This window comes from Enterobacter cloacae complex sp. (assembly GCF_900322725.1).
In the GTDB taxonomy this organism is placed as follows: Bacteria; Pseudomonadota; Gammaproteobacteria; order Enterobacterales; family Enterobacteriaceae; genus Enterobacter; species Enterobacter quasihormaechei.
In genome coordinates this window covers 727536-751675 of sequence record NZ_LT991957.1, presented here as the reverse complement: position 1 = coordinate 751675, position 24140 = coordinate 727536, and the positions used below count along the sequence as shown (strand labels likewise).

Here is a 24140-nt window from a genome sequence, read left to right as displayed (position 1 = left end):
TGCGCCAGACTTTGTACAATGCAACGCCCCGGACGAGCAGACTGCTTACCGGGGCGTTTCTTTTCAACCCACCAAGGGCCACAACGTGTAACAACGAGGCCGGAAAATATTATGTCTGAATTAGTGAATACCTCCGAAGTCGCCATTCCTGCGGTTCCCAATAAAAATGGAAAAATTAACCTGCTGGACCTGAACCGTCAGCAGATGCGCGAGTTCTTTAAAGAGATGGGCGAGAAGCCGTTTCGTGCCGATCAGGTCATGAAATGGATGTACCACTATTGCAGCGACAACTTTGATGACATGACGGACATCAACAAAGTGCTGCGCAATAAGCTTAAAGAAGTGGCGGAAATCCGCGCGCCGGAAGTGGTGGAAGAGCAACGCTCCTCGGATGGCACCATCAAGTGGGCCATTGCCGTTGGCGATCAGCGCGTTGAAACCGTGTATATCCCGGAAGACGATCGCGCCACGCTGTGCGTCTCTTCTCAGGTGGGCTGTGCGCTGGAGTGCAAATTCTGCTCAACGGCGCAGCAGGGCTTTAACCGTAACCTGCGCGTGTCGGAAATCATTGGTCAGGTCTGGCGTGCCGCGAAAATCGTGGGCGCGGCGAAAGTCACCGGTACGCGTCCCATCACCAACGTGGTGATGATGGGGATGGGTGAACCGCTGCTGAACCTGACCAACGTCGTGCCGGCGATGGAAATCATGCTCGACGACTTCGGTTTTGGTCTGTCCAAGCGCCGCGTGACGCTCTCTACTTCCGGCGTTGTGCCTGCGCTGGACAAACTGGGCGACATGATTGACGTCGCGCTGGCAATCTCCCTTCACGCGCCAAACGACGCCATCCGTGACGAAATTGTGCCGATCAACAAAAAGTACAATATCGAAACCTTCCTGGCCGGCGTGCGCCGTTACCTGGAGAAATCCAACGCCAACCAGGGCCGCGTGACCATCGAATACGTGATGCTGGATCATGTCAACGACGGTACCGAGCATGCTCACGAGCTGGCAGCACTGCTGAAAGATACGCCTTGCAAGATCAACCTGATCCCATGGAACCCGTTCCCGGGCGCGCCGTATGGCCGTAGCTCAAACAGCCGTATCGATCGCTTCTCCAAAGTGCTGATGGAGTATGGTTTCACCACCATCGTGCGTAAAACGCGTGGTGATGATATTGACGCAGCCTGTGGTCAGCTGGCGGGTGACGTTATTGACCGTACTAAACGTACGCTGCGTAAGCGCATGCAGGGTGAGTCAATCGCGGTTAAAACCGTCTGATTATTATGCAGACACGGCGCATTTTTTGCGCCGTGAAGCATTAATTTACTGAATAATCAGCCACAATCATTACAACTGATTAATAATTACGGTGCGTTTCATACGACTTTCGGGCAGTATGTAACGACGTAACAACAGTTTAGCGTGAAGGCCCGCCAGCGCTGTCATCTGCGGCCCGACAGTCTTATACTGTTTGTTCCAGGTTAACTGACCTGAAGTTTCGCGGTGCGGGTGGCATTGTGACTCACCGGCACCTGAACCCTTATTTTCACGTACCAGTAGTTGTAGCGAATGAATACTGAAGCCACTCACGATCAAAATGCAGCACTCTCCACTGGCGTTCGTCTTCGCAACGCCCGTGAACAACTCGGACTCAGCCAGCAAGCCGTTGCAGAACGCCTGTGCCTGAAGGTGTCCACCGTTCGCGACATTGAAGAAGATAAGGCTCCTGCCGATCTGGCTTCAACGTTTCTGCGCGGCTATATCCGTTCTTACGCCAAACTGGTTCATATCCCTGAAGACGAATTACTGCCGATGATGGAGAAGCAGGCGCCGGTACGTGCAGCAAAAGTGGCGCCGATGCAAAGCTTCTCGCTGGGTAAGCGTCGTAAAAAACGCGATGGCTGGCTGATGAGCTTTACCTGGCTGGTTCTGTTTGTGGTTGTCGGCCTGACGGGCGCATGGTGGTGGCAAAACCACAAAGCGCAGCAGGAAGAGATCACCACCATGGCCGATCAGTCCTCCGCTGAGCTTAATCAATCCAACGGCGCACAAAGCGTGCCGCTGAGCACGGAAGGGACAGCGACCTCCAGCGAACCGCAGACGGCGGCAACGAACGCGCCTGCAACCGAAGCTGCTCCAGCGCCAGAGGCGACGGCGAATACCGCGCCAGCAACCCAGGCTCAGGATCAGAATGCGGTGGTATCGCCTTCACAGGCAAATGTTGATACCGCACCTGCGGCAACGGCACAGGCTGACAACACCGCGGCGTCGCTGCCAACTGACCCGGCTGGTACGGCGGCACCTGCCGTTGACCCAAATGCGCTGGTGATGAATTTTACGGCGGATTGCTGGCTGGAAGTGACTGACGCAACAGGTAAAAAGCTGTTCAGCGGCCTGCAACGCAAAGATGGCACGTTAAATCTAACGGGCCAGGCACCTTACAAGCTTAAAATCGGCGCACCGGCAGCGGTACAGATCCAGTATCAAGGAAAACCTGTCGATCTGAGCCGCTTTATCAGAACTAACCAGGTTGCGCGTCTTACCGTTAATGCCGAACAATCAGCAGCACAGTAACAGACGGGCAATGCGGGAGATTTTACATGCATAACCAGGCTCCTATTCAACGTAGAAAATCGAAACGGATTTACGTTGGGAACGTGCCAATCGGCGATGGGGCGCCTATCGCCGTCCAGTCGATGACCAATACGCGCACCACGGACGTGGAAGCGACGGTCAATCAAATCAAAGCGTTAGAGCGCGTAGGCGCGGACATTGTCCGCGTATCTGTGCCGACCATGGACGCCGCTGAGGCGTTCAAACTGATCAAACAGCAGGTGAGCGTGCCGCTGGTTGCCGATATTCACTTCGATTACCGTATCGCGCTGAAAGTCGCTGAATACGGTGTCGATTGCCTGCGCATTAACCCAGGTAACATCGGTAATGAAGAACGCATTCGCATGGTGGTTGACTGCGCCCGCGACAAAAACATTCCAATCCGTATCGGCGTGAACGCCGGCTCTCTGGAAAAAGATCTCCAGGAAAAGTATGGCGAGCCAACGCCGCAGGCGCTGCTCGAATCCGCCATGCGTCACGTCGATCATCTGGATCGCCTTAACTTCGATCAGTTCAAAGTGAGCGTAAAAGCCTCTGACGTTTTCCTGGCCGTTGAATCGTATCGCCTGCTGGCGAAACAGATCGATCAGCCGCTGCATCTTGGGATCACCGAGGCGGGCGGTCTGCGCAGCGGTTCAGTAAAATCGGCGATTGGCCTTGGCCTGCTGCTCTCTGAAGGCATCGGCGACACGTTACGCGTCTCTCTGGCCGCCGATCCGGTGGAAGAAATCAAAGTCGGTTTTGATATCCTGAAATCACTGCGTATCCGCGCACGTGGGATCAACTTCATTGCCTGCCCAACCTGTTCACGTCAGGAATTTGACGTGATCGGCACCGTGAACGCCCTGGAGCAGCGTCTGGAAGACATCATCACCCCGATGGACGTGTCCATCATCGGTTGCGTGGTGAACGGTCCGGGTGAAGCGCTGGTGTCCACGCTGGGCGTGACCGGCGGTAACAAGAAAAGTGGTCTCTATGAAGATGGCGTTCGTAAAGATCGTCTGGATAATAGTGACATGATCGACCAGCTCGAAGCCCGCATTCGCGCAAAAGCGACGATGATGGACGAAGCGCAGCGCATCAGCGTTCAGCAGGTTGAAAAATAACGTGATGGGAAGCAGGCTGCTTCCCATGTATGATTGAGCCCATTCTTTGGGTTCTTTTTTGTATATAGAAAGAGAATAAACGTGGCAAAAAACATTCAAGCCATCCGCGGCATGAACGATTATCTGCCTGGCGAAACCGCCATCTGGCAGCGCATTGAAGGCACACTGAAGCAGGTGCTCGGCAGCTACGGTTACAGCGAAATTCGTTTGCCGATTGTAGAGCAGACCCCGTTATTCAAACGCGCGATCGGTGAAGTGACCGACGTGGTTGAAAAAGAGATGTATACCTTTGAGGACCGCAACGGCGACAGCCTGACCCTGCGTCCTGAGGGGACGGCGGGTTGCGTACGCGCCGGCATCGAACATGGTCTCCTGTACAATCAGGAGCAGCGCCTGTGGTATATCGGCCCGATGTTCCGCCACGAACGTCCGCAGAAAGGCCGCTATCGTCAGTTCAACCAGCTTGGCGTGGAAGTGTTTGGTCTGCAAGGGCCAGATATCGACGCTGAACTGATTATGCTGACAGCCCGCTGGTGGCGTGCGCTCGGTATTTCTGAGCATGTTTCACTGGAGCTGAACTCAATCGGTTCTCTGGAAGCGCGTGCGAACTATCGCGATGCGCTGGTGGCATTCCTGGAACAGCATAAAGAGAAGCTGGACGACGATTGTAAGCGTCGTATGTACAGCAACCCGCTGCGCGTACTCGATTCCAAAAATCCTGACGTACAGGCGCTGCTGAACGATGCGCCTGCACTGGGTGACTACCTGGACGAAGATTCCCGCGAACACTTTGCCGGCCTGTGCAAGCTGCTTGAAGCGGCGGGCATTGCCTATACCGTTAACCAGCGTCTGGTTCGCGGTCTGGACTACTACAACCGCACCGTATTTGAGTGGGTCACCTCAAGCCTCGGTTCACAGGGCACCGTGTGTGCCGGCGGTCGTTATGACGGTCTGGTTGAGCAACTGGGTGGTCGTGCAGCACCGGCCGTTGGCTTCGCGATGGGCCTTGAGCGACTTGTTTTGCTGGTTCAGGCAGTTAATCCGGAATTTAAAGCCGATCCTGTTGTCGATATATACCTGGTGGCCTCAGGTGCGGATACGCAGTCTGCGGCAATGCAGCTTGCCGAACGCGTGCGCGATGCGCTGCCGGACGTTAAGCTGATGACCAACCACGGCGGCGGCAACTTTAAAAAACAGTTTGCTCGTGCCGATAAGTGGGGCGCAAGTATCGCACTGGTGCTGGGTGAGTCCGAAGTGGCCAACGGCGAAGTGGTAGTGAAAGACCTGCGCTCTGGTGAGCAAACTACGGTAACGCAGGACGGCGTTGCGGCACACTTGCGCACTCTATTAGGCTAAGGAGAAGGACTGCGTGGAAATTTACGAGAACGAACACGACCAGGTGGATGCGGTTAAACGCTTCTTTGCCGAAAACGGCAAGGCATTGGTTGTTGGGGTTATTTTAGGTGTAGGTGCGCTGGTAGGCTGGCGTTACTGGAACAATCATCAGGCTGACTCTGCTCGCGGTTCGTCCCTGAACTACGAAAATACCGTTAGCGCAATCAGTGCCGATCGGCCGCAAACCCTGGCGGCCGCGGAAAAATTTGCCGCTGACAACAAAAACACCTACGGCGCACTGGCTGCGCTGGAAGTGGCTCAGCAGTATGTTGATAAAAACGAACTGGACAAAGCCGCTGCGCAGCTGTCTCAGGGGCTTGCTGCTGCCAGTGACGAAAATCTGAAAGCGGTAATTAATCTGCGCCTGGCACGTATTCAGGTTCAGCAGAAAAAAGCTGACGACGCGCTGAAAACGCTTGATACCATCAAAGGCGAAGGCTTTGCCGCCATCGTTGCCGATCTCCGCGGTGAAGCACTGCTGAGCAAAGGTGACAAAGCGGGCGCGCGCAAAGCGTGGCAAGCTGGCGTGGATAGCAAAGCTTCACCTGCGCTGAGCGAAATGATGCAGATGAAAATAAATAATTTGTCCGTCTGAGAGGGACCCAATGCAATTGCGTAAATTACTTCTGCCAGGACTGCTTTCTGTTACGTTATTGAGCGGTTGTTCACTGTTCAGTGGCGAAGAAGACGTTGTGAAAATGTCCCCGCTGCCGACGGTTGAAAACCAGTTCACGCCATCCACCGCCTGGGATACCTCCGTGGGAGATGGTATTGGCGATTTTTATTCCAACCTGCACCCGGCGTTTGCTGACGGCGTGGTCTATGCAGCCGATCGCAAAGGCACCGTCAAAGCGCTGAACGCGGATGACGGAAAAGAAGTGTGGTCCATTAACCTGGCGGAAAAAGACGGCTGGTTCTCCCGTAAGCCTGCACTGCTTTCTGGCGGCCTGACCGTTGCCGGTGGTCACGTGTACGTGGGCAGCGAAAAAGCGCAGGTTTACGCGCTCAATGCCAGCGACGGTTCTGTTGCATGGCAGACCGTCGTTGCCGGTGAATCCTTGTCTCGTCCGGTCGTGAGCGACGGGCTGGTGCTGATCCATACCAGCAACGGCCAGCTTCAGGCGCTGAACGAAGCCGACGGTCTGGTAAAATGGACCGTTAACCTGGATATGCCAGCGCTGTCTCTGCGCGGTGAATCTGCTCCGGCGACCGCCTTCGGCGCCGCTATTGTGGGCGGTGACAACGGCCGCGTCAGTGCGGTGTTGATGCAGCAGGGTCAGATGATCTGGCAGCAGCGTATCTCTCAGGCGACCGGTTCAACTGAAATTGACCGTCTGAGCGACGTGGACACGACGCCAGTTATCGTTGACGGTGTGGTTTACGCGCTGGCGTATAACGGCAACCTGACGGCGCTGGACCTGCGTAGCGGCCAGATCATGTGGAAACGTGAGCTGGGCTCCGTGAACGATTTCATCGTCGACGGCAACCGTATTTATATGGTGGATCAGAACGACCGTCTGCTGGCGCTGAGCACCGAAGGTGGCGTGACGCTGTGGACGCAGAGCGATCTGCTGCACCGTCTGCTGACCGCACCGGCACTGTATAACGGCAGCCTGGTGGTGGGCGACAGCGAAGGCTATATGCACTGGATCGATCCAGAGAATGGCCGCTTCGTGGCGCAGCAGAAAGTGGACGGCTCAGGCTTCCTGACCGATCCGGTTGTGGCTGACGGCAAACTGCTGATTCAGGCAAAAGACGGCACGCTGTACGCGATCACGCGTTAATTACACGGCGGTTGTAGTATACTAAACGGCTCCTGTTCACTCAGGAGCCGTTTTGACATTTTTAAAAACGCCGCGAAAGCGACGTTATTTTGAATTTTATGAGGCTTCAAACATGGTACCTGTGGTCGCGCTTGTCGGGCGCCCTAACGTTGGAAAATCCACTCTTTTTAACCGTTTAACACGCACCCGTGATGCGCTGGTTGCGGATTTCCCGGGGCTGACGCGTGACCGTAAGTACGGTCGTGCAGAGGTGGAAGGACGCGAGTTCATCTGTATCGATACCGGGGGTATTGACGGTACGGAAGACGGCGTAGAAACCCGCATGGCAGAGCAGTCTCTGCTGGCTATCGAAGAAGCGGACGTGGTTCTGTTTATGGTGGATGCGCGCGCTGGCCTGATGCCTGCGGACTCTGCTATTGCCAAACATCTGCGTTCACGCGAAAAGCCAACCTTCCTGGTGGCGAACAAAACTGACGGTATCGATGCCGATCAGGCCGTTGCGGATTTCTGGTCTTTAGGCCTGGGCGATATTTATCCTATCGCGGCTTCGCATGGCCGCGGCGTGACCAGCCTGCTGGAAACTGTACTGCTGCCGTGGGTGGATGAAGTGAATCCGCCGGAAGAGGTGGACGAAGACGCCGAATACTGGGCGCAGTTTGAAGCCGGAGAAGAAGGCGAGGAAGAGCCGGAAGACGACTTCAACCCGCAGGATCTGCCTATTAAGCTGGCTATCGTTGGTCGCCCTAACGTAGGTAAGTCTACGCTTACTAACCGTATTCTGGGTGAAGAACGCGTGGTGGTTTACGACATGCCGGGCACAACGCGTGACAGCATTTATATTCCAATGCAGCGCGATGAACGTGAGTATGTCCTTATCGACACCGCTGGCGTGCGTAAGCGCGGGAAAATCACCGATGTGGTGGAAAAATTCTCGGTGATCAAAACCCTTCAGGCGATTGAAGACGCGAACGTAGTGCTGCTGGTGATTGACGCACGTGAAGGTATCTCCGATCAGGATCTCTCTCTGCTCGGCTTTATCCTCAATAGTGGGCGCTCACTGGTTATCGTCGTCAACAAGTGGGACGGCCTGAGCAACGAGGTGCGTGAACAGGTGAAAGAGACCCTGGACTTCCGTCTGGGCTTTATCGACTTTGCCCGCGTACACTTTATCTCTGCCCTGCACGGCAGCGGCGTTGGTAACCTGTTCGAATCCGTTCGTGAAGCCTACGACAGCTCTACCCGCCGCCAGAGCACCGCCATGCTGACCCGTATCATGAATATGGCTGCTGAAGATCACCAGCCGCCGCTGGTGCGCGGACGTCGCGTGAAGCTGAAATATGCCCACGCCGGTGGCTATAATCCGCCTATCGTGGTGATCCACGGCAACCAGGTGAAAGATCTGCCGGATTCCTACAAACGCTACCTGATGAACTACTTCCGCAAGTCGCTGGACGTAATGGGTACGCCTATCCGTATTCAGTTTAAGGAAGGGGAAAACCCGTTTGCGAATAAACGCAACACCCTGACGCCGAACCAGATGCGTAAGCGTAAGCGTTTGATTAAGCACATTAAGAAAAGCAAATAAGCCTTGCTCTTCCCACTGAAACCCGCGCCTGTCGCGGGTTTTTTATGCTTGGCGGCAGGCCATTATTAAGTCTCTGTGATGTCAATCACTATTCACTTTTAACCATGTTTATATCTAAGAAAGTAGACAATCGTCGAATTTTCGTCTTAAAGTCCAGGGTTCGGTACTAGACAAAACTAGCGCCTGGTTATCAAATGGTTAACCAACTTTTCGCCGCATGTAAAAAATCGATCGGATACGTAACCGTTCGGCGTACATGCTGGTGTTTACAAGCACGACACATACCTTTTCGGGAGAATTATGCAATCCTCTGTTAATCAAAAAGAGAGCCGAACCTTCTTCGGCCATCCTTATCCGCTCGGTTCGCTGTTCTTCACCGAGATGTGGGAGCGTTTCTCGTTTTACGGTATTCGCCCGCTGCTGATCCTGTTTATGGCTGCCACCGTCTATGACGGCGGGATGGGCCTGGCGCGCGAAAACGCCTCGGCGATTGTCGGTATCTTTGCCGGAACCATGTACCTGGCCGCGCTGCCGGGCGGCTGGCTGGCGGATAACTGGCTCGGCCAGCAGCGTGCCGTCTGGTACGGTTCGATTCTGATTGCGCTTGGTCATCTGTCGATCGCGCTGTCGGCGATCATGGGCGACAACCTGTTCTTCATCGGCCTGATGTTCATCGTGCTCGGCTCCGGCCTGTTTAAGACCTGTATCTCGGTCATGGTCGGTACCTTGTACAAAAAGGGCGATGCGCGTCGTGACGGCGGTTTCTCGCTGTTCTATATGGGTATCAACATGGGCTCGTTCATTGCCCCGCTGATTTCCGGCTGGCTGATCAAAACGCACGGCTGGCACTGGGGCTTTGGTATCGGCGGTATCGGGATGCTGGTGGCGCTGATCATCTTCCGCGTGTTTGCCGTTCCGGCCATGAAGCGCTATGACGCTGAAGTGGGTCTGGACTCTACCTGGAACAGCCCGGTGGTGAAACGTAACGGCGTAGGTGCCTGGCTGCTGGCGCTGGCGGTGGGTGTTGCAATCATCGTTACGTTGATTGCCCAGGGCGTGATTGTGATCAATCCGGTCGCGGTCGCCAGCGTGCTGGTGTATGTGATCGCCGCCTCCGTTGCGCTCTACTTTATCTACCTGTTCATCTTCGCCGGTCTGAACCGCAAAGAACGCGCCAGGCTGCTGGTGTGCTTTATTCTGCTGGTCTCCGCCGCGTTCTTCTGGTCCGCGTTCGAGCAGAAGCCAACCTCCTTCAACCTGTTCGCCAACGACTACACTAACCGCATGATCGGTGATTTTGAAATCCCGGCGGTATGGTTCCAGTCGATTAATGCCCTGTTCATCATTCTGCTGGCCCCGGTATTTAGCTGGGCATGGCCGAAGCTGGCGAGCAATAATATTCGCCCGAGCAGCATCACCAAGTTCGTTATCGGTATTTTGTGTGCGGCAGGGGGCTTTGGGCTGATGATGCTGGCGGCACAGAACGTGCTGAGCAACGGTGGAGCAGGCGTATCGCCATTCTGGCTGGTGGGCAGTATCCTGATGCTGACGCTCGGGGAACTGTGCCTGAGTCCAATCGGCCTGGCAACCATGACCCTGCTGGCACCGGAAAGAATGCGCGGCCAGATGATGGGCCTGTGGTTCTGCGCCAGTGCGCTGGGTAACCTGGCGGCGGGCCTCATTGGTGGGCACGTGAAGGCCGACCAGCTGGACATGCTGCCGGACCTCTTTGCCCGTTGCTCCATCGCGCTGCTGATTTGCGCTGCGGTGCTGATCGTCCTCATTGTTCCGGTACGTCGCATGCTGGAAAATGCGCAGACTAAACCGGCTACTGAAGCCTGATAATTCTCAGACTGCCGGGGCGGTTATCCTGCCCCGGCCCAACTTAACGGGAGAGAGCATGTCCATTACCTGTCCTGGCTGCCACGCAGAGCTCGAGCCGCAAAACGGTATCGCGCACTGCGACAGCTGCAATAAAGATATTCCCCTCGAAGCGCGCTGCCCTGACTGTCACCAGCCGCTTCAGGTACTCAAAGCCTGCGGCGCGGTGGATTACTTCTGTCAGAACGGCCACGGACTGATCTCAAAAAAACGCGTCGAGTTCGTCAGGGCCGAGGCTTAATCGCACACGCAGCCTTCGCCTTTTTGCCACAGTTCGATCAGCGATTCCGGCGCTTCCTGCTCCGGAACCAGCACGATAATATCGGTATACTGCGCCTGATTGTGCCGGGTCCAGATGATCTGAATGCGAAAATAGCGCTGATCGCCGCTGCCCGGGGACGACGCCTGTCCCGGCGGCTGCCCGCGCGGGATAGCCTGTTCCAGAATATTCACCACGCGCTGACGCTGCGCCTCGTTGAGCGTGGAGAGGGCGATAGTGCGCTGACCGCTCAGCTTAGGAATAAAGGCGACGCCGCCTTCCCGGGCCAGCTCAACCACGGCGTCATCCGTCAGTTCCGGTACCTGCATTACAGTACTCCCACCTGTTCCCAGGCTTGTTTAATTGCCGCCCCAACGTCACTACCGGAGCGCTTATCGCCGTGGGCGATCGTCAGTTTTGCGAAAGCGTCAAAATCGGCATCCTGCGCCAGATTGCGATCGCACACCGTGTCGTACCAGGCATAACCGGCTTTTTCCCAGGCGTAACCGCCGATCGCCGTCGCGGCCAGGTAAAATGCCCGGTTGGGGATGCCGGAGTTGAGGTGTACGCCGCCGTTATCCTCGCGCGTCTTAATGAAATCTTTCATATGCCCGGGCTGCGGATCTTTGCCGAGCAGGGGATCGTTATAAGCGGTGCCCGGTTCAGACATAGAGCGCAGCCCTTTCCCGTTGATGCCTTCCGCCAGCAGTCCCTCGCCAATCAGCCAGTCTGCCCGATCGGCAGTCTGCTTAAGATGGTATTGCTTCACCAGCGAACCAAACACGTCGGATAACGACTCGTTCAGCGCGCCTGACTGTTCAAAGTAAATCAGTCCGGCTTCGGTCTCCGTCACGCCGTGGCTCAGCTCATGCGCCACCACGTCGATGGCAATGGTGAAGCGGTTGAAGATTTCCCCGTCGCCATCGCCAAAGACCATCTGCTGACCGTTCCAGAAGGCGTTTTGATACTCCCGGCCATAGTGCACGGTGCCGGTGAGGATCAGCCCTTTGTTATCTAGCGAATCGCGCTGATATTCCTTCCAGAAGAAATCATGGGTGATGCCCAGATAATCGTACGCTTCATCCACCGCCACATCGCCGTTGGACGGCTGGCCTTCATAGCGCACCTGGGTACCCGGCAGCTCCTGGGTCTGTTTTGCATCGTAGATGTCACGCTCAAGCTGACCGGCTTTATTGACGTGCGGCGCGGCGGGCTTACCCGGCATATGCGCCATCAGGGTTTGCACGTGGGTTAATGTCTGACGGGCGCAGCGCTGCTGGGGCTCTGACCCGCTTTCGATAATACGACGAAGAATATACGGAGGGATGACGCTATGTAGATGAGGCATGCTGCTCTCCTTATTAAAAAAGGCAATAGCAGCAGTATAGTTTGTAACCGGCGAAGATTTATCCGCTTTTACGCTGACGCGTTTTTTTCACCGGTTTGATCTCTTTGACTTCACTCTCAACCCAGCCGTCTGAAAGACGGGTGGTGAGCACATCCCCGGCTTTTACCTGTTTCGTTTGTTTCAGCACTTTGCCGTCCGTCGCGGTGGTCACGCTGTAGCCGCGCGCCAGCGTGGAGAGCGGGCTGACGGCCTCCAGATGGGTGACCGCATTGCCAAAACGCTCGCGGGTGGTGCTCAGGCGTGAACGAATATTTTCCGCAAGGCGATACTCGAGCTGCTGGATCCGCGTTTGCGCACGGTAGATGGTCGGCTGCGGGTTTTGCTGATTCAGACGCTGCGTGACGCGCTGCTGACGGGATACCGCGCGCTTAAGCTGGGTATCTATCGCGAAGTTCATGCGCTGACGCAGACGCTCCAGCACGGTTTGCTGGCGCGCAAGACGCAACTGAGGATGCTGCTGTTGCAGACGATGGTGAAGCTGGGTAAAGCGGCGGGTGCGGTTAGCGAGGAAATAGTCCATCGCCATCTCCAGGCGCTGCTGCGCGTTCTGGATCTGACGCAGTAGCTCCTGCTGGTTACGGCTGACCACCTCTGCCGCCGCAGACGGCGTGGGGGCGCGTAAATCCGCGACAAAATCCGCAATCGTCACGTCCGTTTCGTGACCGACGGCACTCACGACAGGAATAAGGCTGGCAAAGATCGCCCGCGCCACGCGCTCGTCGTTAAAGCTCCACAGGTCTTCCAGCGAGCCGCCGCCGCGCCCGACGATAAGGACATCACACTCCTGACGCGCATTCGCCAGTTCAATGGCGCGTACGATCTGCCCCGGCGCATCGTCACCCTGAACGGCAGTCGGGTAGATAATGACGGGCAGGGAAGGGTCACGACGCTTCAGCACGTGCAAAATATCGTGCAGGGCCGCACCGGTTTTCGAGGTGATAACCCCTACGCAGTGGGCAGGAGAGGGCAGGGGCTTTTTGAACTGCTGGTCAAACAACCCCTCAGCCGAAAGCATGGCTTTAAGCTGCTCGTACTTCTGTTGCAGCAAGCCTTCACCGGCGGGCTGCATGCTCTCGACGATAATCTGATAATCACCGCGCGGCTCATACAGGGTAATATTGGCGCGCACCAGAACCTGCTGGCCGTGCTGGGGACGGAACGTCACGCGACGGTTGCTGTTGCGGAACATGGCACAGCGCACCTGGGCGGTGTCGTCTTTTAGCGTAAAGTACCAGTGGCCGGAAGCGGGCTGCGTGAAGTTAGAGATTTCACCGCTGATCCAGACCTGCCCCATTTCCTGCTCAAGCAGCAAACGCACCGTCTGATTAAGGCGGCTGACAGTATAAATTGAGGGGGATTGAGAGGATAACATGTGAGCGGGATCAAATTCTAAATCAGCAAGTTATTCAGTCGATAGTAACCTGCTGAGAGGGGAGCGCAAGCATTTTTTTTAAAAAAGTGTAGATGCAATCGGTTACGCTCTGTATAATGCCACGGCAATATTTAACCACCCAGGTCAGAGATATTGCCCATGCTACGTATCGCTAAAGAAGCACTGACGTTTGACGACGTCCTCCTCGTTCCCGCTCATTCCACCGTTCTGCCGAATACTGCCGACCTCAGCACGCAGTTGACGAAAACCATTCGTCTGAACATTCCTATGCTCTCCGCAGCAATGGACACCGTGACGGAAGCGCGTCTGGCTATCGCCCTGGCACAGGAAGGCGGCATTGGCTTTATCCACAAAAACATGTCTATCGAGCGCCAGGCGGAAGAAGTTCGCCGTGTGAAGAAACATGAATCCGGTATTGTGTCCGACCCTCAGACCGTTCTGCCAACCACCACCCTGCACGAAGTGAAAGCGCTGACCGAGCGTAACGGCTTCGCGGGCTACCCGGTTGTGACCGAAGATAACGAGCTGGTGGGCATCATCACCGGTCGTGACGTGCGTTTTGTCACTGACCTGAACCAGCCTGTCAGCGTATACATGACGCCAAAAGAGCGTCTGGTGACCGTGCGTGAAGGCGAAACCCGCGACGTCGTGCTGGCGAAAATGCACGAAAAACGCGTTGAGAAAGCGCTGGTTGTGGATGCGAGCTTCCATCTGCGCGGCATGATCACCGTTAAAGATTTCCAGAAAGCAGAACGTAAACCGAACGCCTGTAAAGACGAGCATGGCCGTCTGCGCGTCGGTGCTGCGGTTGGCGCGGGTGCAGGTAACGAAGAGCGCGTTGACGCGCTGGTTGCTGCGGGCGTTGACGTGCTGCTGATTGACTCCTCCCACGGCCACTCCGAAGGCGTTCTGCAACGTATCCGTGAAACCCGTGCTAAATACCCGGATCTCCAGATCATCGGCGGTAACGTGGCAACGGGCGCAGGCGCTCGCGCACTGGCGGAAGCGGGTTGCAGCGCGGTGAAAGTGGGTATTGGCCCTGGCTCCATCTGTACCACCCGTATCGTTACCGGCGTAGGCGTTCCGCAGATCACCGCGGTTTCTGACGCGGTTGAAGCGCTGGAAGGGACCGGTATCCCGGTTATCGCTGACGGCGGTATTCGCTTCTCTGGCGACATCGCCAAAGCGATCGCCGCAGGTGCAGCCGCCGTGATGGTGGGCTCTATGCTGGCCGGTACCGAAGAATCCCCGGGCGAAATCGAACTCTACCAGGGCCGTTCTTATAAATCCTATCGCGGTATGGGCTCCCTCGGTGCGATGTCCAAGGGTTCCTCCGACCGTTACTTCCAGACCGATAACGCCGCAGACAAACTGGTGCCGGAAGGTATCGAAGGCCGTGTGGCCTATAAAGGCCGCCTGAAAGAGATCATTCACCAGCAGATGGGCGGCCTGCGCTCCTGTATGGGTCTGACCGGCTGTGGTACCATCGACCTGCTGCGTACCAAAGCGGAATTCGTACGCATCAGCGGTGCGGGTATCCAGGAGAGCCACGTTCACGACGTGACGATCACCAAAGAGTCCCCGAACTACCGTCTGGGCTCCTGATAAATTTCCGCGCCCGGCTCAATGCCGGGCGCTTTGTTTTGTTTCACTTGCCTCGGAATTAGCGTCAATGACGGAAAACATTCATAAACATCGCATTCTCATCCTGGACTTCGGTTCTCAGTACACTCAGCTGGTGGCGCGCCGCGTGCGTGAGCTGGGCGTTTACTGTGAGCTGTGGGCGTGGGATGTCACGGAAGCACAGATTCGCGAGTTCAATCCAAGCGGCATCATCCTCTCCGGCGGTCCGGAAAGCACCACCGAAGAGAACAGCCCGCGCGCGCCACAGTACGTGTTCGAAGCGGGCGTACCGGTATTCGGCGTCTGCTACGGCATGCAGACCATGGCGATGCAGCTGGGCGGCCACGTAGAAGGCTCTAACGAGCGTGAGTTTGGCTACGCGCAGGTTGAAGTCGTCACCGACAGCGCGCTGGTGCGCGGTATCGAAGACTCCCTGACCGCAGACGGCAAGCCGCTGCTGGACGTGTGGATGAGCCACGGCGACAAAGTCACCGCCATCCCGTCCGACTTCGTGACCGTTGCCAGCACCGAAAGCTGCCCGTTCGCCATCATGGCGAACGAGGAAAAACGCTTCTACGGCGTGCAGTTCCACCCGGAAGTGACCCACACCCGTCAGGGTATGCGTATGCTGGAGCGCTTCGTGCGTGACATCTGCCAGTGTGAAGCCCTGTGGACCCCGGCAAAAATCATCGACGACGCCGTGGAGCGTATCCGCCAGCAGGTTGGCGATGACAAAGTGATCCTCGGCCTCTCCGGCGGCGTGGACTCCTCCGTCACCGCGATGCTGCTGCACCGCGCGATCGGTAAAAACCTGACCTGCGTCTTCGTGGACAACGGCCTGCTGCGCCTGAACGAAGCCCAGCAGGTAATGGACATGTTTGGCGACCACTTTGGTCTGAACATCGTTCACGTGGAAGGCGAACAGCGCTTCCTCGACGCGCTGGCCGGCGAGAACGATCCGGAAGCGAAACGTAAAATCATTGGCCGCGTGTTCGTGGAAGTGTTCGACGAAGAAGCGCTGAAGCTGGAAGACGTGAAGTGGCTGGCGCAGGGTACTATCTACCCTGACGTGATCGAGTCTGCGGCCTCCGCAACCGGTAAAGCGCACGTCATCAAATCTCACCACAACGTGGGCGGCCTGCCGAAAGAGATGAAGATGGGCCTGGTTGAACCGCTGCGCGAGCTGTTCAAAGATGAAGTGCGTAAGATCGGCCTGGAGCTGGGTCTGCCGTACGACATGCTCTACCGTCACCCGTTCCCGGGTCCGGGCCTCGGCGTGCGCGTGCTGGGTGAAGTGAAGAAAGAGTACTGCGACCTGCTGCGTCGCGCGGACGCGATCTTCATCGAAGAGCTGCACAAGGCTGACCTGTACAACAAGGTCAGCCAGGCGTTCACCGTGTTCCTGCCGGTTCGCTCCGTCGGCGTGATGGGCGATGGCCGTAAGTACGACTGGGTTGTCTCCCTGCGTGCGGTGGAAACCATCGACTTCATGACCGCGCACTGGGCGCATCTGCCGTATGACTTCTTAGGCCGCGTGTCTAACCGCATCATCAACGAAGTTAACGGCATTTCCCGCGTGGTGTATGACATCAGCGGTAAGCCACCGGCGACGATTGAGTGGGAATGATGTATAGCTAGTTCATAGCACATCATATCTATTCAATATCATCTCTAGCCCTCTGTAATTGCAGAGGGTTTTTGTTTATATCTACTCATATCTATTCACTCTACACCACATTTTTCGACGGTACAGGTGACGGTATTACCCGAAAGGTATACTCTCATACCGACAAAAATATGGATGCATTACGGGTGAACTGTGCTTACCGATACCAAACTGAAAAACCTCAAGCCGCAGGAGAAACTGTATAAGGTTTCCGACCGTGACGGGCTGTATGTCGCCGTGCTTACGTCAGGCTCTGTCTCGTTCCGCTACGACTACCGCATCAACGGCCGACGGGAAACGCTGGTGATCGGCCAGTACGGTCGTGACGGTATCAGCCTGGCGGAAGCGCGCGAGGAACTCATTGCCGCCAAAAAGCTGCTGAAGGCAGGCCAGTCGCCTGCTGCGGCAAAACGTGACGGTATCAGGCAAATCGCCGGGGCCGAAACATTCGCGGTATATACCGACACCTACATGAAACACGTCACCCTGGCAGACAGCACCCGCGCCATGAAGCAGGCAGTGATCGACAGGGATATCCTCCCGGCGCTCGGAAACAAAATGATGACTGAGATAACCACCAGGATGGTGCGCGACCTTTGCGATCGTATCGTCGAGCGTGGCGGACGGGCGACGGCGATTCAGGTCAGGGAGATAATCAGCAGCGTATACCGGTACGCCAACGACCGCGGGCATGGTCTGTTCAATCCTGCTGCCGACATTAAGCCATCATCGATCGCCATGTTTAAGCCGCGTGAGCGCACGCTGTCGCCTGAGGAAATTGGAATATTCTTCCGTGCGCTGGATGACGTCGGTGCGATGGGCACCATGAAGATGGCGCTGAAGCTGGTACTGCTGACGCTTGTGCGAAAAGGCGAATTTACCTACGCGACGTGGGCAGAGATCGATTTCAGGAACTGGACATGGACGATCCCCGCCGACCGAATGAAGGCAAGGCGCGCGCATGTGATTTACCTGCCGAAGCAGGCGCAGGATCTGCTGGTCGGCCTGCAAATGTGCGCTGGTGGCAGTGAATACCTGGTGCCCGGGCGCTACAACTTCCGCAAGCCATTATCGAATGCCGCGCTGAACTCGCTGATAGACCGGACCGTGCAGGCCATAAACAAAGACGGCGAGAAAATACATGATTTCACTGTGCATGACCTGCGCCGGACGGCCAGCACGCTGCTGCACGAAGCGGATTATCCATCAGACTGGATAGAGAAGGCACAGGCGCACGAGCAGAAAGGAGTCCGGGCGGTTTATAACAAAGCGGAGTATGCCCGGCAGCGTGCCTATATGTTGCAGCAGTGGGCGGATATGGTTGATGCCTGGATTAACGGGGAGCACACCGATCTGGTGCCGTTCTCCCCGTCTAAATTTGAGAGGTGGATGAACCAGATCTGTTAATTTCGCGATCTAATAAACTCCCTCTGTATTTCTACAGCCATTTGCAACTCTTCACACTTCTTATGCAAATGGCTATTTTCAGTTTGTAACCATTTCACCTGTGCTGTTTTTTGATGTATCACGGCGCGGCACTCTTCGAGTTGACGGATTAAATCCGCATGGTCAGATATAGTCATGCTGCACGCTCCCGGCCCTGGTTGTCTGTTGATGTCAACGGAGCATGTTCAAATGCCCGCGTCAAACCGGCTATATCCAGCGCGTATCCGGGTTGCAGTTGCACCGCCGGACCTTCGCACTGGTTTCCCCATACGTCAAAGCCATGTGACGACTGGCGGGCGAAAAGCTCAATGCGCGGCACATCGCCAAGCAGTTGCACCAGTTTCTCTCTGATCACGTCCGGCTTGCGCGAGTTCTCCAGGCGCGGCGCCGTGACATGCTGGCAGATCGAAGCGTCCATTCGCGCCGGGAGTTTCCCGCGCACCGCAAACAGACAGTCTTCGCTGTTCGCCCGGGTCATGTGGCCCATGCCGATCGCGCTGGTGCCTTTATGCTTGTTCGTCTTGTGCCAGGTGAAACCCTTCATGGTCATGAGGCGGAAGCCCCACGCCTCGATTACCTTCAACGCTTCAATCGGCTGTGTTGGAACCCACCACATAGCCAGAAGGCAATCATCGGCAGCCAAATCCCACACAGGCAGGCGGCAGATGTCCAGCACGTTCATAACCGGATACTTGAATCCGGCGCCACGCTCGCCGTCTGCTGCTTTGTCGCGGTATACCCACGGCGGATCTGCGTAGATAAGAGTGTATTTTCCGGTCATGCTGCACCGCCTTCCGACTTCTCAGCTTCTACAGCAAGAGACTCCAGCTTATCCATAAACATTGCGGACAGCATTGCGTATTCCGCGTCTGTGGCTGCTGGCATTGGAACAAATCGGATGCCGAACGAGGCGAGCATATTTGCAGCCTCAAGGCACTTTCTTAAATCTGCTGGTGCTGCTTTGTTCATGCCGCCACCTTCTTGCTGTTCATCAGCTCAGCCAGGCGCTGAGCCTTTAATGGGTTTCTGATAACGTCGCCGTTCGGTGCTACCCATCCACGGCGAATGATGGAATAGGGCAGCGTGACACTGCCCACGGTTATTCCGTCGTGCGGATTAGTCATACACCACCCCGCGACATCCGATCCCGCTGTAGTCCAGATGCGGGGTGCGGTTCCCTTTGGTGATGCACTGCTGGCGGCGCACCGCGATGCGGGCGCGCTCAACTTCACCGACGGCAGCGTCCAGGCACTGGAGCCAGAGACGGGCTGCGATTCTGTAGTGCCCGCGGCGCTCGCGCTCGATGGCCCGGCTTTCGATCTCCATTGCTTCCGGCGTTACTGCCACAACTTTTTCAGTTCCGCGCTGCGATGCTTTGTTCATGTGATATTTTTCAAGGCGGGTTAATTTTCTCATTCCCAGGATCCTCTCAACTGATTACCGCCGCCAGCCACATCAGGTAGGCGACCACGGCCAGATACAGGTATACATCTGACCATCTGCCGATATGCTTCTTCAGCGCCGTCATGCTGCCGCACTCACCGGGCGATAAACGCGGCGGTCAACTGGCGGCTTTTTTCCGGTGAACGTCGCCGGACTTGCCGCCTTACGTTTATCCAGCCAGGCTTCAACTTCGCTCTGGTCCCACGCGCAGCGGCGATCGGTGATCCAGAAACGGGACGGGAATTCGCCAGCCTGTTCAAGGCGGTCAATCGTGCTCCATGACAGTGGCACCACCTCAAGGAGTTTTTTCTTACTCAATGCACCTTTCATAACTATCTCTCCTGGTTGCAGGTGTGGCGCCGTGGCGCCACGGTGGTGATTACATAGGGACTTCGTTCAGCTCATCGCGACGGATGGTGTACACATCAGTAGCTTTAGCCAGGCGTTCATCATCGTTAGCGAGCTTTTTGGCGACGTATTTGTAGGCGTTATCCAGATCCTTCAGGGTGTTGTAGTTCATCGCTGCGTCAGTGAAAGCGCACAGAATCTCTTCTGGATCGCGGTCATCGCTGCTCTTTGGTTTCTCTTCCTGCTTTTGCTCAGGCTTGGAGTTGATCAGCTTGTTCATGCCGGTCGCGGTTGCAGGTGTCGGCGTGATATCGCGTTCAACGCGCGGTGCCGTTTCCTGCAATTCGTCAGGGGTGTACACGCCCATGATGACGTCTGGGCAATGCAGGCGTGACCAGCGCTTTGTCGCCAGGTATGCGAGTTGTTGTTTCGGATCGCTAGCCCAAAGCGTGGAGTTTCTTACCTGTGCCTGAGACAGCATTAACTCGAGAACTCGAGGATGATCCTCACCCTTCATAGTTGCCCATACGCGAACACCGCAGCCTTCTTCGTCTTTAAGGGTCCATCCAGGTGCGATATACGGGTTGCCGTTTTTGGATGTTTTCTCAACAAACTTTCCGATCACGCGTTCCCACGGCCCGAACCACTCATAGTTGATGCGATCTTTGGTTGGAGACATGGTTGAGATAACCGCGTTTACTAACTGGGCTTCATAGCCGAGCGTGCCGCTCACAACATGGGTTTTCTGCGCAACGGCGAATGGGTTCATTCCCCACTGCGCAGCCTGCATTGCTACAGCCATGCAATCAGCTGGCTTCCCGGCGAGGTGAGCCGGTACCGTCACACGGCTTTGCGCCATTACTTCGGCGAACTTCATCAGTTGGTTCAAACCCTCAGGGCTGAAAATTGTTGCAGCAGTTCCAGCGATTGCTGTGTCTACTGGTGCGTTGATGTTTGCGATGTCGTTGCTCATACGTGCATATCCTGTTTGCGTGCCCACTCAGGGCGTTTAATAATTTCAAATCCACCCCATTCGCCAGACTCCCGGCACTGGTGGTAGGTATTCAGATCCCGGCGGAACAGTGCGTGCCCGGCATCTACGTCCGGCGCATCCAGTTCAAACACACGAACCGGGTAGCGCCCGCAGTCGATGGTTTCGCTCACAGCCAGGAAGAAGAATCCGTGCGGCTCTCCGGTGGTCTGCTGTGCGCCTTCGCGGTACATGGCGTCCTGAACGTGGTACCGGAATTCCTCGACGTGGCGTGCGAAGCGCTCCATGTCTGCAACCTTCTTCACGTCCAGCAGGACCGGGTGATACTTCAGGCGCTTATCCGGGCGAATGCGGCACAGCTCTCCGGTTTCCGGATCCGTCCAGTAGTGCGATGCTTCGCAGAATCCTTCCGCTTCAAGCAGCCAGCGCGCAGCCGGGTGTGCCATCGCGCTGTCGCGCATAAGTTTCAGCTTGCGGCCCTGTTCGGCATCCATCACCGTCATGCCCATGTTCTCAACATCTTTAAGGAAGGCTTCCTGATCTGCTTTCCCCTGATTGGTTCTCAGGTTGAACTGCGGCGCCACGATAAAACGCTTATCGAATTCTTCCGGCTCCAGCAGCAGGCAGTGCAGGGCGGTACCCATGTCAAGCGCTTTCAGCTTTTCTGTGTCGACCGGCGCGGATTTCTGCCACGGCAACAGGGCCGGGCTCAACGCCACCATATCCAGCTGCGACTTACTCACGCCGTCGCCGGCGTGGTAATCCTCGTTGCTGATGTCGAAGTAAATTCCTGGCATCATGCCGCAGTCCTCGCCGTGTCCAGCTGGTCAGCCAGATCCCACTTCGCGATGATGCTGGTCATCGCGGCCTGGTAAGCTGCGAGAGCCTCTTCGAATTCCGTGCTCATCATCAGTTCTTCAAGAATTTCGGTGCGCACGCCTTTGCGTTCCAGCTCATAGAAAGGCTTTTGCAGCTGGTGGAACTTGATAGCGTCGATCAGCTCCACCTGGCGCGCGTAGTGCAACTGACTCAGCTGGTAGTCGCTGTCGATGCTGGTCATGATTTTTTTCAGGTTATTAATCTGCTGGATGTTCATACGCACCTCAGTACTTGATAGAGATTGCAGAAACCTTCCCGCTGGCGATGGCTATCAGCGCTTTCTCAGCCATTTCCTGCGGAAGACCACTTTCAATCAGGTCTGCAATAGCCTGACGATTGATGGTGCGGCGATGCTCTTTGTCAGCTGCGCGGCGCGCTTCTTCATCGGCGATGCGTTTCTGTTCTGCCAGTCGAACTGCTTCCGCTTCTTCCTGACGGCGGCGCTCCGCTGCGATAGCGTCGTTCTTTTCCTGCTCAGCTTTTTCCGCAGCGGCTTTTGCTTCACGCTCTGCTTTCTGCTGGGCTTCAATTTTTTCGCGCTCTGCGCGTTCAGTTGCAGCCTTGGCTTCAGCTTCACGGCGTGCAGAAGCATCAATCTCGGCCTGTGCTTTTGCTTCTGCATCACGCTTAGCCTGTTCTGCTGCTTCGCGGCGTATAGCTTCTTCACGTTCTAGACGTGCTTTTTCCTCTGCCTCTTTGCGCAGGCGTTCCAGCTCAGCCGCTTCGTGCTCGCGCTTTTGCGCTACTACCAGCGACGCTTCCAGTTGCTGAATGGTTGAGTCTTTAGCCACTCCCGCCTCTGCTGCACGCTCCTGCCAGCTGTCATCCAGCACCACGGATTTAGCCTCCAGAATGCGAGCCTGAATATCAGTGGATGGCAGGTAATTTCCGGTGGTGTCGATCACTTCAGCCAGTGCGCGCAAATCCACAAGGCGCTGCTGCAATGCTTCGGTGCGTGCCTTTTCAGCGTCTTCCCATTCGGTAAGTGGGCGGCGAACTTCGTCGCGAAGCTGATCGCATTCGGTCACGAAGCGTCGCAGTTCTGCTTCGACCACTTTTGGTTGCTCCTTCAGGCGCTTCAGGTAATCACGGCCTGGCTTTTCAACTGCCGTCTTGCTGCGTGATACCTGGGCGGCGAGGGATGCGATACGGGCGCGGCCTTTGGCTGTGCTCAGGTCAGGAACCTCGTTAACGCCATCACGGATCTGTTCAAGGAACTTATCCAGACCGTTTTCAACGTAAATGCTTGGCGCCAGGTCCGGCGCGATTTCGATGATTGCTAATTCACTCACTTGCTCACCCCCATATCCATTTCAGTTTTGACTGCCATCTTGGTGACAAACGCCCAGTTGATGGCCTCATGCAGAGTGCGGCACTTGGTGCTCATCAGCCCGCACGCCGTAACGCAGTACCAGCCGTTGATGATTTTCCACTGCATAATTCGTTACCTCAGTGTTACCGTTGAGGTAATAATTATCCTTATGTGGTTTGAAGTCAATAGGTATGATTATAAAAAATTACCCGTAAGGTAATTCTAAGGGCAATAAAAAAGCCGCTCAATGGCGGCTTAGTATCTGAAATTTATAAAGTTATTCTTGCGTTTTACCGTTCTGAACAATCACGAAATCGACGTAGCTCTCGATCTTACTTTTCTCGCTCTCAGGTAACAATGCGTAGCGGGCCCGGTCGTAATGGATGGTCGCCGGGTCGCGAGGATGGATGAGCAGCTCATATCCCCGGCGCCCGAACGCGCTGGCGATCGCCTCCAGGGTGGAGATGGAAACGCTAACCTCATTGTTCAGCATGCGGTTGATTGTCGCCTGGGCAACGCCGGACGCCTTCGACAGCTTACCCTGGGAGGACAGGTCGCGGTTGTTCTGCATCCACGCTTCGAGGTTATGCGCCGCCAACTGGCCGATATCGGAGGCGGTGATCTCCTCCTGGGGGATTGCAACAGCAGATAATGAGTGGTCGACGTCCAGCCAGTTCGACGGCTTGTTCGCTGCCTTCTCAATCTTGCGCGCCACCGTGTCGCCAACAACCTTCTGCCCGCGGGCCCAGCGGTTCACCAGGTTTGCCTGAGTTCCCAGTTTTTCCGCCAGACGAGTCTGCACCCCGTTAAAGTCACGGTCGATGATATCGTTAATATTCTGCCTGCGGATATCCTGAATACTTTTCATGCTCTGGTGAATCGCCTCATATATGAATTAGTTAGTGGTTCAATTAAAAGCGAATTTACCTCACAGGTAAATGCACCTCACAGGTAACAAACCTTGATTTTTATTACCTTCTGGGTGAATATTTGTTATCTGAAATTAAT

At 55.9% G+C, this 24140-nt stretch carries 27 protein-coding genes; 12 read left to right on the top strand and 15 right to left on the bottom strand.

Going from position 1 to position 24140, the window contains the following annotated elements:
- Positions 1 to 111 precede the first annotated feature (111 nt).
- From DBR02_RS03945 to DBR02_RS03905, 9 genes are all read left to right on the top strand, one after another.
- On the top strand, positions 112 to 1278 hold the full coding sequence (locus DBR02_RS03945) for a bifunctional tRNA (adenosine(37)-C2)-methyltransferase TrmG/ribosomal RNA large subunit methyltransferase RlmN (RefSeq protein ID WP_107533513.1): 1167 nt from the start codon (positions 112 to 114) through the stop codon (positions 1276 to 1278).
- A gap of 291 nt (positions 1279 to 1569) precedes the next feature.
- Positions 1570 to 2574: a cytoskeleton protein RodZ gene (gene rodZ, locus DBR02_RS03940; RefSeq protein WP_107533512.1), complete on the top strand. Its 1005-nt coding sequence runs from the start codon at positions 1570 to 1572 to the stop codon at positions 2572 to 2574.
- A gap of 26 nt (positions 2575 to 2600) precedes the next feature.
- On the top strand, positions 2601 to 3719 hold the full coding sequence (ispG, locus tag DBR02_RS03935) for a flavodoxin-dependent (E)-4-hydroxy-3-methylbut-2-enyl-diphosphate synthase (protein ID WP_003860619.1): 1119 nt from the start codon (positions 2601 to 2603) through the stop codon (positions 3717 to 3719).
- An 81-nt stretch (positions 3720 to 3800) separates the two neighbouring features.
- Positions 3801 to 5075: a histidine--tRNA ligase gene (gene hisS / locus DBR02_RS03930; protein ID WP_107533511.1), complete on the top strand. Its 1275-nt coding sequence runs from the start codon at positions 3801 to 3803 to the stop codon at positions 5073 to 5075.
- A 13-nt stretch (positions 5076 to 5088) separates the two neighbouring features.
- Entirely contained in the window at positions 5089 to 5709 is a 621-nt protein-coding gene (locus DBR02_RS03925; protein ID WP_063450510.1) for a YfgM family protein, read from the top strand.
- Between the two features lie 10 nt (positions 5710 to 5719).
- On the top strand, positions 5720 to 6898 hold the full coding sequence (gene bamB, locus DBR02_RS03920) for an outer membrane protein assembly factor BamB (protein ID WP_107533510.1): 1179 nt from the start codon (positions 5720 to 5722) through the stop codon (positions 6896 to 6898).
- Positions 6899 to 7010: 112 nt separating this feature from the next.
- Entirely contained in the window at positions 7011 to 8483 is a 1473-nt protein-coding gene (der, locus tag DBR02_RS03915; RefSeq protein ID WP_022648998.1) for a ribosome biogenesis GTPase Der, read from the top strand.
- Positions 8484 to 8783: 300 nt separating this feature from the next.
- On the top strand, positions 8784 to 10325 hold the full coding sequence (locus DBR02_RS03910; protein ID WP_107533509.1) for a peptide MFS transporter: 1542 nt from the start codon (positions 8784 to 8786) through the stop codon (positions 10323 to 10325).
- A gap of 58 nt (positions 10326 to 10383) precedes the next feature.
- Complete coding sequence (locus tag DBR02_RS03905; RefSeq protein ID WP_107533508.1) at positions 10384 to 10605, top strand: zinc ribbon domain-containing protein; 222 nt, start codon at positions 10384 to 10386, stop codon at positions 10603 to 10605.
- Here DBR02_RS03905 and DBR02_RS03900 read toward each other — a convergent pair.
- The 3 genes from DBR02_RS03900 to xseA are packed head-to-tail and all read right to left on the bottom strand — an operon-like array spanning position 10602 to position 13403.
- Positions 10602 to 10952 (bottom strand): protealysin inhibitor emfourin, encoded by a 351-nt coding sequence (locus DBR02_RS03900; RefSeq protein ID WP_003860606.1) that lies wholly within the window; start codon positions 10950 to 10952, stop codon positions 10602 to 10604. The two genes, DBR02_RS03905 and DBR02_RS03900, sit on opposite strands and share 4 nt — an antisense overlap.
- Positions 10952 to 11971 (bottom strand): M4 family metallopeptidase, encoded by a 1020-nt coding sequence (locus DBR02_RS03895; protein WP_107533507.1) that lies wholly within the window; start codon positions 11969 to 11971, stop codon positions 10952 to 10954. Before DBR02_RS03895 ends, DBR02_RS03900 begins: the two co-directional genes overlap by 1 nt.
- Positions 11972 to 12029: 58 nt before the next feature.
- A complete protein-coding gene (gene xseA, locus DBR02_RS03890) occupies positions 12030 to 13403 on the bottom strand; it encodes an exodeoxyribonuclease VII large subunit (RefSeq protein ID WP_107533506.1) in 1374 nt (457 codons plus the stop codon).
- A 159-nt stretch (positions 13404 to 13562) separates the two neighbouring features.
- Between xseA and guaB the strand changes: the two genes are divergently transcribed.
- The 3 genes from guaB (at position 13563) to DBR02_RS03875 (ending at position 18120) form a co-directional block, all read left to right on the top strand.
- The gene (gene guaB, locus DBR02_RS03885; RefSeq protein WP_039270203.1) at positions 13563 to 15029 is read left to right on the top strand and encodes an IMP dehydrogenase; all 1467 of its coding nucleotides are present in this window, start codon (positions 13563 to 13565) and stop codon (positions 15027 to 15029) included.
- A gap of 67 nt (positions 15030 to 15096) precedes the next feature.
- The gene (gene guaA, locus DBR02_RS03880) at positions 15097 to 16674 is read left to right on the top strand and encodes a glutamine-hydrolyzing GMP synthase (protein WP_063450503.1); all 1578 of its coding nucleotides are present in this window, start codon (positions 15097 to 15099) and stop codon (positions 16672 to 16674) included.
- A 192-nt stretch (positions 16675 to 16866) separates the two neighbouring features.
- Positions 16867 to 18120: a tyrosine-type recombinase/integrase gene (locus tag DBR02_RS03875; protein WP_107533505.1), complete on the top strand. Its 1254-nt coding sequence runs from the start codon at positions 16867 to 16869 to the stop codon at positions 18118 to 18120.
- On the opposite strand, the gene DBR02_RS03870 is transcribed toward DBR02_RS03875, so the two are convergent.
- The 12 genes from DBR02_RS03870 to DBR02_RS03820 all read right to left on the bottom strand — a co-directional run bounded on the left by DBR02_RS03870 (position 18117) and on the right by DBR02_RS03820 (position 24000).
- Complete coding sequence (locus tag DBR02_RS03870; RefSeq protein WP_063149221.1) at positions 18117 to 18296, bottom strand: hypothetical protein; 180 nt, start codon at positions 18294 to 18296, stop codon at positions 18117 to 18119. The genes DBR02_RS03875 and DBR02_RS03870 overlap by 4 nt on opposite strands.
- On the bottom strand, positions 18293 to 18940 hold the full coding sequence (locus tag DBR02_RS03865; RefSeq protein WP_107533504.1) for an MT-A70 family methyltransferase: 648 nt from the start codon (positions 18938 to 18940) through the stop codon (positions 18293 to 18295). The genes DBR02_RS03870 and DBR02_RS03865 overlap by 4 nt, the downstream gene beginning before the upstream one ends.
- The gene (locus DBR02_RS03860) at positions 18937 to 19128 is read right to left on the bottom strand and encodes a DUF1382 family protein (RefSeq protein ID WP_045891207.1); all 192 of its coding nucleotides are present in this window, start codon (positions 19126 to 19128) and stop codon (positions 18937 to 18939) included. Before DBR02_RS03860 ends, DBR02_RS03865 begins: the two co-directional genes overlap by 4 nt.
- Complete coding sequence (locus DBR02_RS03855) at positions 19125 to 19283, bottom strand: DUF1317 family protein (protein WP_107533503.1); 159 nt, start codon at positions 19281 to 19283, stop codon at positions 19125 to 19127. Before DBR02_RS03855 ends, DBR02_RS03860 begins: the two co-directional genes overlap by 4 nt.
- Entirely contained in the window at positions 19276 to 19575 is a 300-nt protein-coding gene (locus tag DBR02_RS03850; RefSeq protein WP_040117969.1) for a PerC family transcriptional regulator, read from the bottom strand. Before DBR02_RS03850 ends, DBR02_RS03855 begins: the two co-directional genes overlap by 8 nt.
- A 108-nt stretch (positions 19576 to 19683) precedes the next feature.
- Entirely contained in the window at positions 19684 to 19932 is a 249-nt protein-coding gene (locus DBR02_RS03845; RefSeq protein WP_107533502.1) for a helix-turn-helix transcriptional regulator, read from the bottom strand.
- Positions 19933 to 19981: 49 nt separating this feature from the next.
- Positions 19982 to 20923, bottom strand: coding sequence for a RecT family recombinase (locus tag DBR02_RS03840; protein ID WP_047050283.1), 942 nt, complete (start codon positions 20921 to 20923; stop codon positions 19982 to 19984).
- Positions 20920 to 21741: a PD-(D/E)XK nuclease-like domain-containing protein gene (locus DBR02_RS03835; RefSeq protein WP_063153763.1), complete on the bottom strand. Its 822-nt coding sequence runs from the start codon at positions 21739 to 21741 to the stop codon at positions 20920 to 20922. Before DBR02_RS03835 ends, DBR02_RS03840 begins: the two co-directional genes overlap by 4 nt.
- Positions 21738 to 22037 (bottom strand): hypothetical protein, encoded by a 300-nt coding sequence (locus DBR02_RS03830; RefSeq protein WP_063153764.1) that lies wholly within the window; start codon positions 22035 to 22037, stop codon positions 21738 to 21740. The genes DBR02_RS03835 and DBR02_RS03830 overlap by 4 nt, the downstream gene beginning before the upstream one ends.
- 7 nt (positions 22038 to 22044) lie before the next feature.
- A complete protein-coding gene (locus tag DBR02_RS03825; protein WP_047050277.1) occupies positions 22045 to 23112 on the bottom strand; it encodes a hypothetical protein in 1068 nt (355 codons plus the stop codon).
- Positions 23109 to 23258, bottom strand: a complete 150-nt coding sequence (locus DBR02_RS26780; RefSeq protein ID WP_162843058.1) for a hypothetical protein — start codon at positions 23256 to 23258, stop codon at positions 23109 to 23111. The genes DBR02_RS03825 and DBR02_RS26780 overlap by 4 nt, the downstream gene beginning before the upstream one ends.
- Before the next feature lie 151 nt (positions 23259 to 23409).
- On the bottom strand, positions 23410 to 24000 hold the full coding sequence (locus tag DBR02_RS03820) for a helix-turn-helix transcriptional regulator (RefSeq protein ID WP_047050275.1): 591 nt from the start codon (positions 23998 to 24000) through the stop codon (positions 23410 to 23412).
- Positions 24001 to 24140 lie beyond the last annotated feature (140 nt).

Bases quoted from the DNA above. Each gene is read 5' to 3' on its own strand.
- DBR02_RS03945 (WP_107533513.1), top strand. From the start codon at position 112: ATGTCTGAATTAGTGAATACCTCCGAAGTCGCCATTCCTGCGGTTCCC.
- rodZ (WP_107533512.1), top strand. From the start codon at position 1,570: ATGAATACTGAAGCCACTCACGATCAAAATGCAGCACTCTCCACTGGC.
- ispG (WP_003860619.1), top strand. From the start codon at position 2,601: ATGCATAACCAGGCTCCTATTCAACGTAGAAAATCGAAACGGATTTAC.
- bamB (WP_107533510.1), top strand. From the start codon at position 5,720: ATGCAATTGCGTAAATTACTTCTGCCAGGACTGCTTTCTGTTACGTTA.
- der (WP_022648998.1), top strand. From the start codon at position 7,011: ATGGTACCTGTGGTCGCGCTTGTCGGGCGCCCTAACGTTGGAAAATCC.
- DBR02_RS03910 (WP_107533509.1), top strand. From the start codon at position 8,784: ATGCAATCCTCTGTTAATCAAAAAGAGAGCCGAACCTTCTTCGGCCAT.
- DBR02_RS03905 (WP_107533508.1), top strand. From the start codon at position 10,384: ATGTCCATTACCTGTCCTGGCTGCCACGCAGAGCTCGAGCCGCAAAAC.
- DBR02_RS03900 (WP_003860606.1), bottom strand. From the start codon at position 10,952: ATGCAGGTACCGGAACTGACGGATGACGCCGTGGTTGAGCTGGCCCGG.
- DBR02_RS03895 (WP_107533507.1), bottom strand. From the start codon at position 11,971: ATGCCTCATCTACATAGCGTCATCCCTCCGTATATTCTTCGTCGTATT.
- xseA (WP_107533506.1), bottom strand. From the start codon at position 13,403: ATGTTATCCTCTCAATCCCCCTCAATTTATACTGTCAGCCGCCTTAAT.
- guaB (WP_039270203.1), top strand. From the start codon at position 13,563: ATGCTACGTATCGCTAAAGAAGCACTGACGTTTGACGACGTCCTCCTC.
- guaA (WP_063450503.1), top strand. From the start codon at position 15,097: ATGACGGAAAACATTCATAAACATCGCATTCTCATCCTGGACTTCGGT.
- DBR02_RS03870 (WP_063149221.1), bottom strand. From the start codon at position 18,296: ATGACTATATCTGACCATGCGGATTTAATCCGTCAACTCGAAGAGTGC.
- DBR02_RS03865 (WP_107533504.1), bottom strand. From the start codon at position 18,940: ATGACCGGAAAATACACTCTTATCTACGCAGATCCGCCGTGGGTATAC.
- DBR02_RS03860 (WP_045891207.1), bottom strand. From the start codon at position 19,128: ATGAACAAAGCAGCACCAGCAGATTTAAGAAAGTGCCTTGAGGCTGCA.
- DBR02_RS03855 (WP_107533503.1), bottom strand. From the start codon at position 19,283: ATGACTAATCCGCACGACGGAATAACCGTGGGCAGTGTCACGCTGCCC.
- DBR02_RS03850 (WP_040117969.1), bottom strand. From the start codon at position 19,575: ATGAGAAAATTAACCCGCCTTGAAAAATATCACATGAACAAAGCATCG.
- DBR02_RS03845 (WP_107533502.1), bottom strand. From the start codon at position 19,932: ATGAAAGGTGCATTGAGTAAGAAAAAACTCCTTGAGGTGGTGCCACTG.
- DBR02_RS03840 (WP_047050283.1), bottom strand. From the start codon at position 20,923: ATGAGCAACGACATCGCAAACATCAACGCACCAGTAGACACAGCAATC.
- DBR02_RS03835 (WP_063153763.1), bottom strand. From the start codon at position 21,741: ATGATGCCAGGAATTTACTTCGACATCAGCAACGAGGATTACCACGCC.
- DBR02_RS03830 (WP_063153764.1), bottom strand. From the start codon at position 22,037: ATGAACATCCAGCAGATTAATAACCTGAAAAAAATCATGACCAGCATC.
- DBR02_RS26780 (WP_162843058.1), bottom strand. From the start codon at position 23,258: ATGCAGTGGAAAATCATCAACGGCTGGTACTGCGTTACGGCGTGCGGG.
- DBR02_RS03820 (WP_047050275.1), bottom strand. From the start codon at position 24,000: ATGAAAAGTATTCAGGATATCCGCAGGCAGAATATTAACGATATCATC.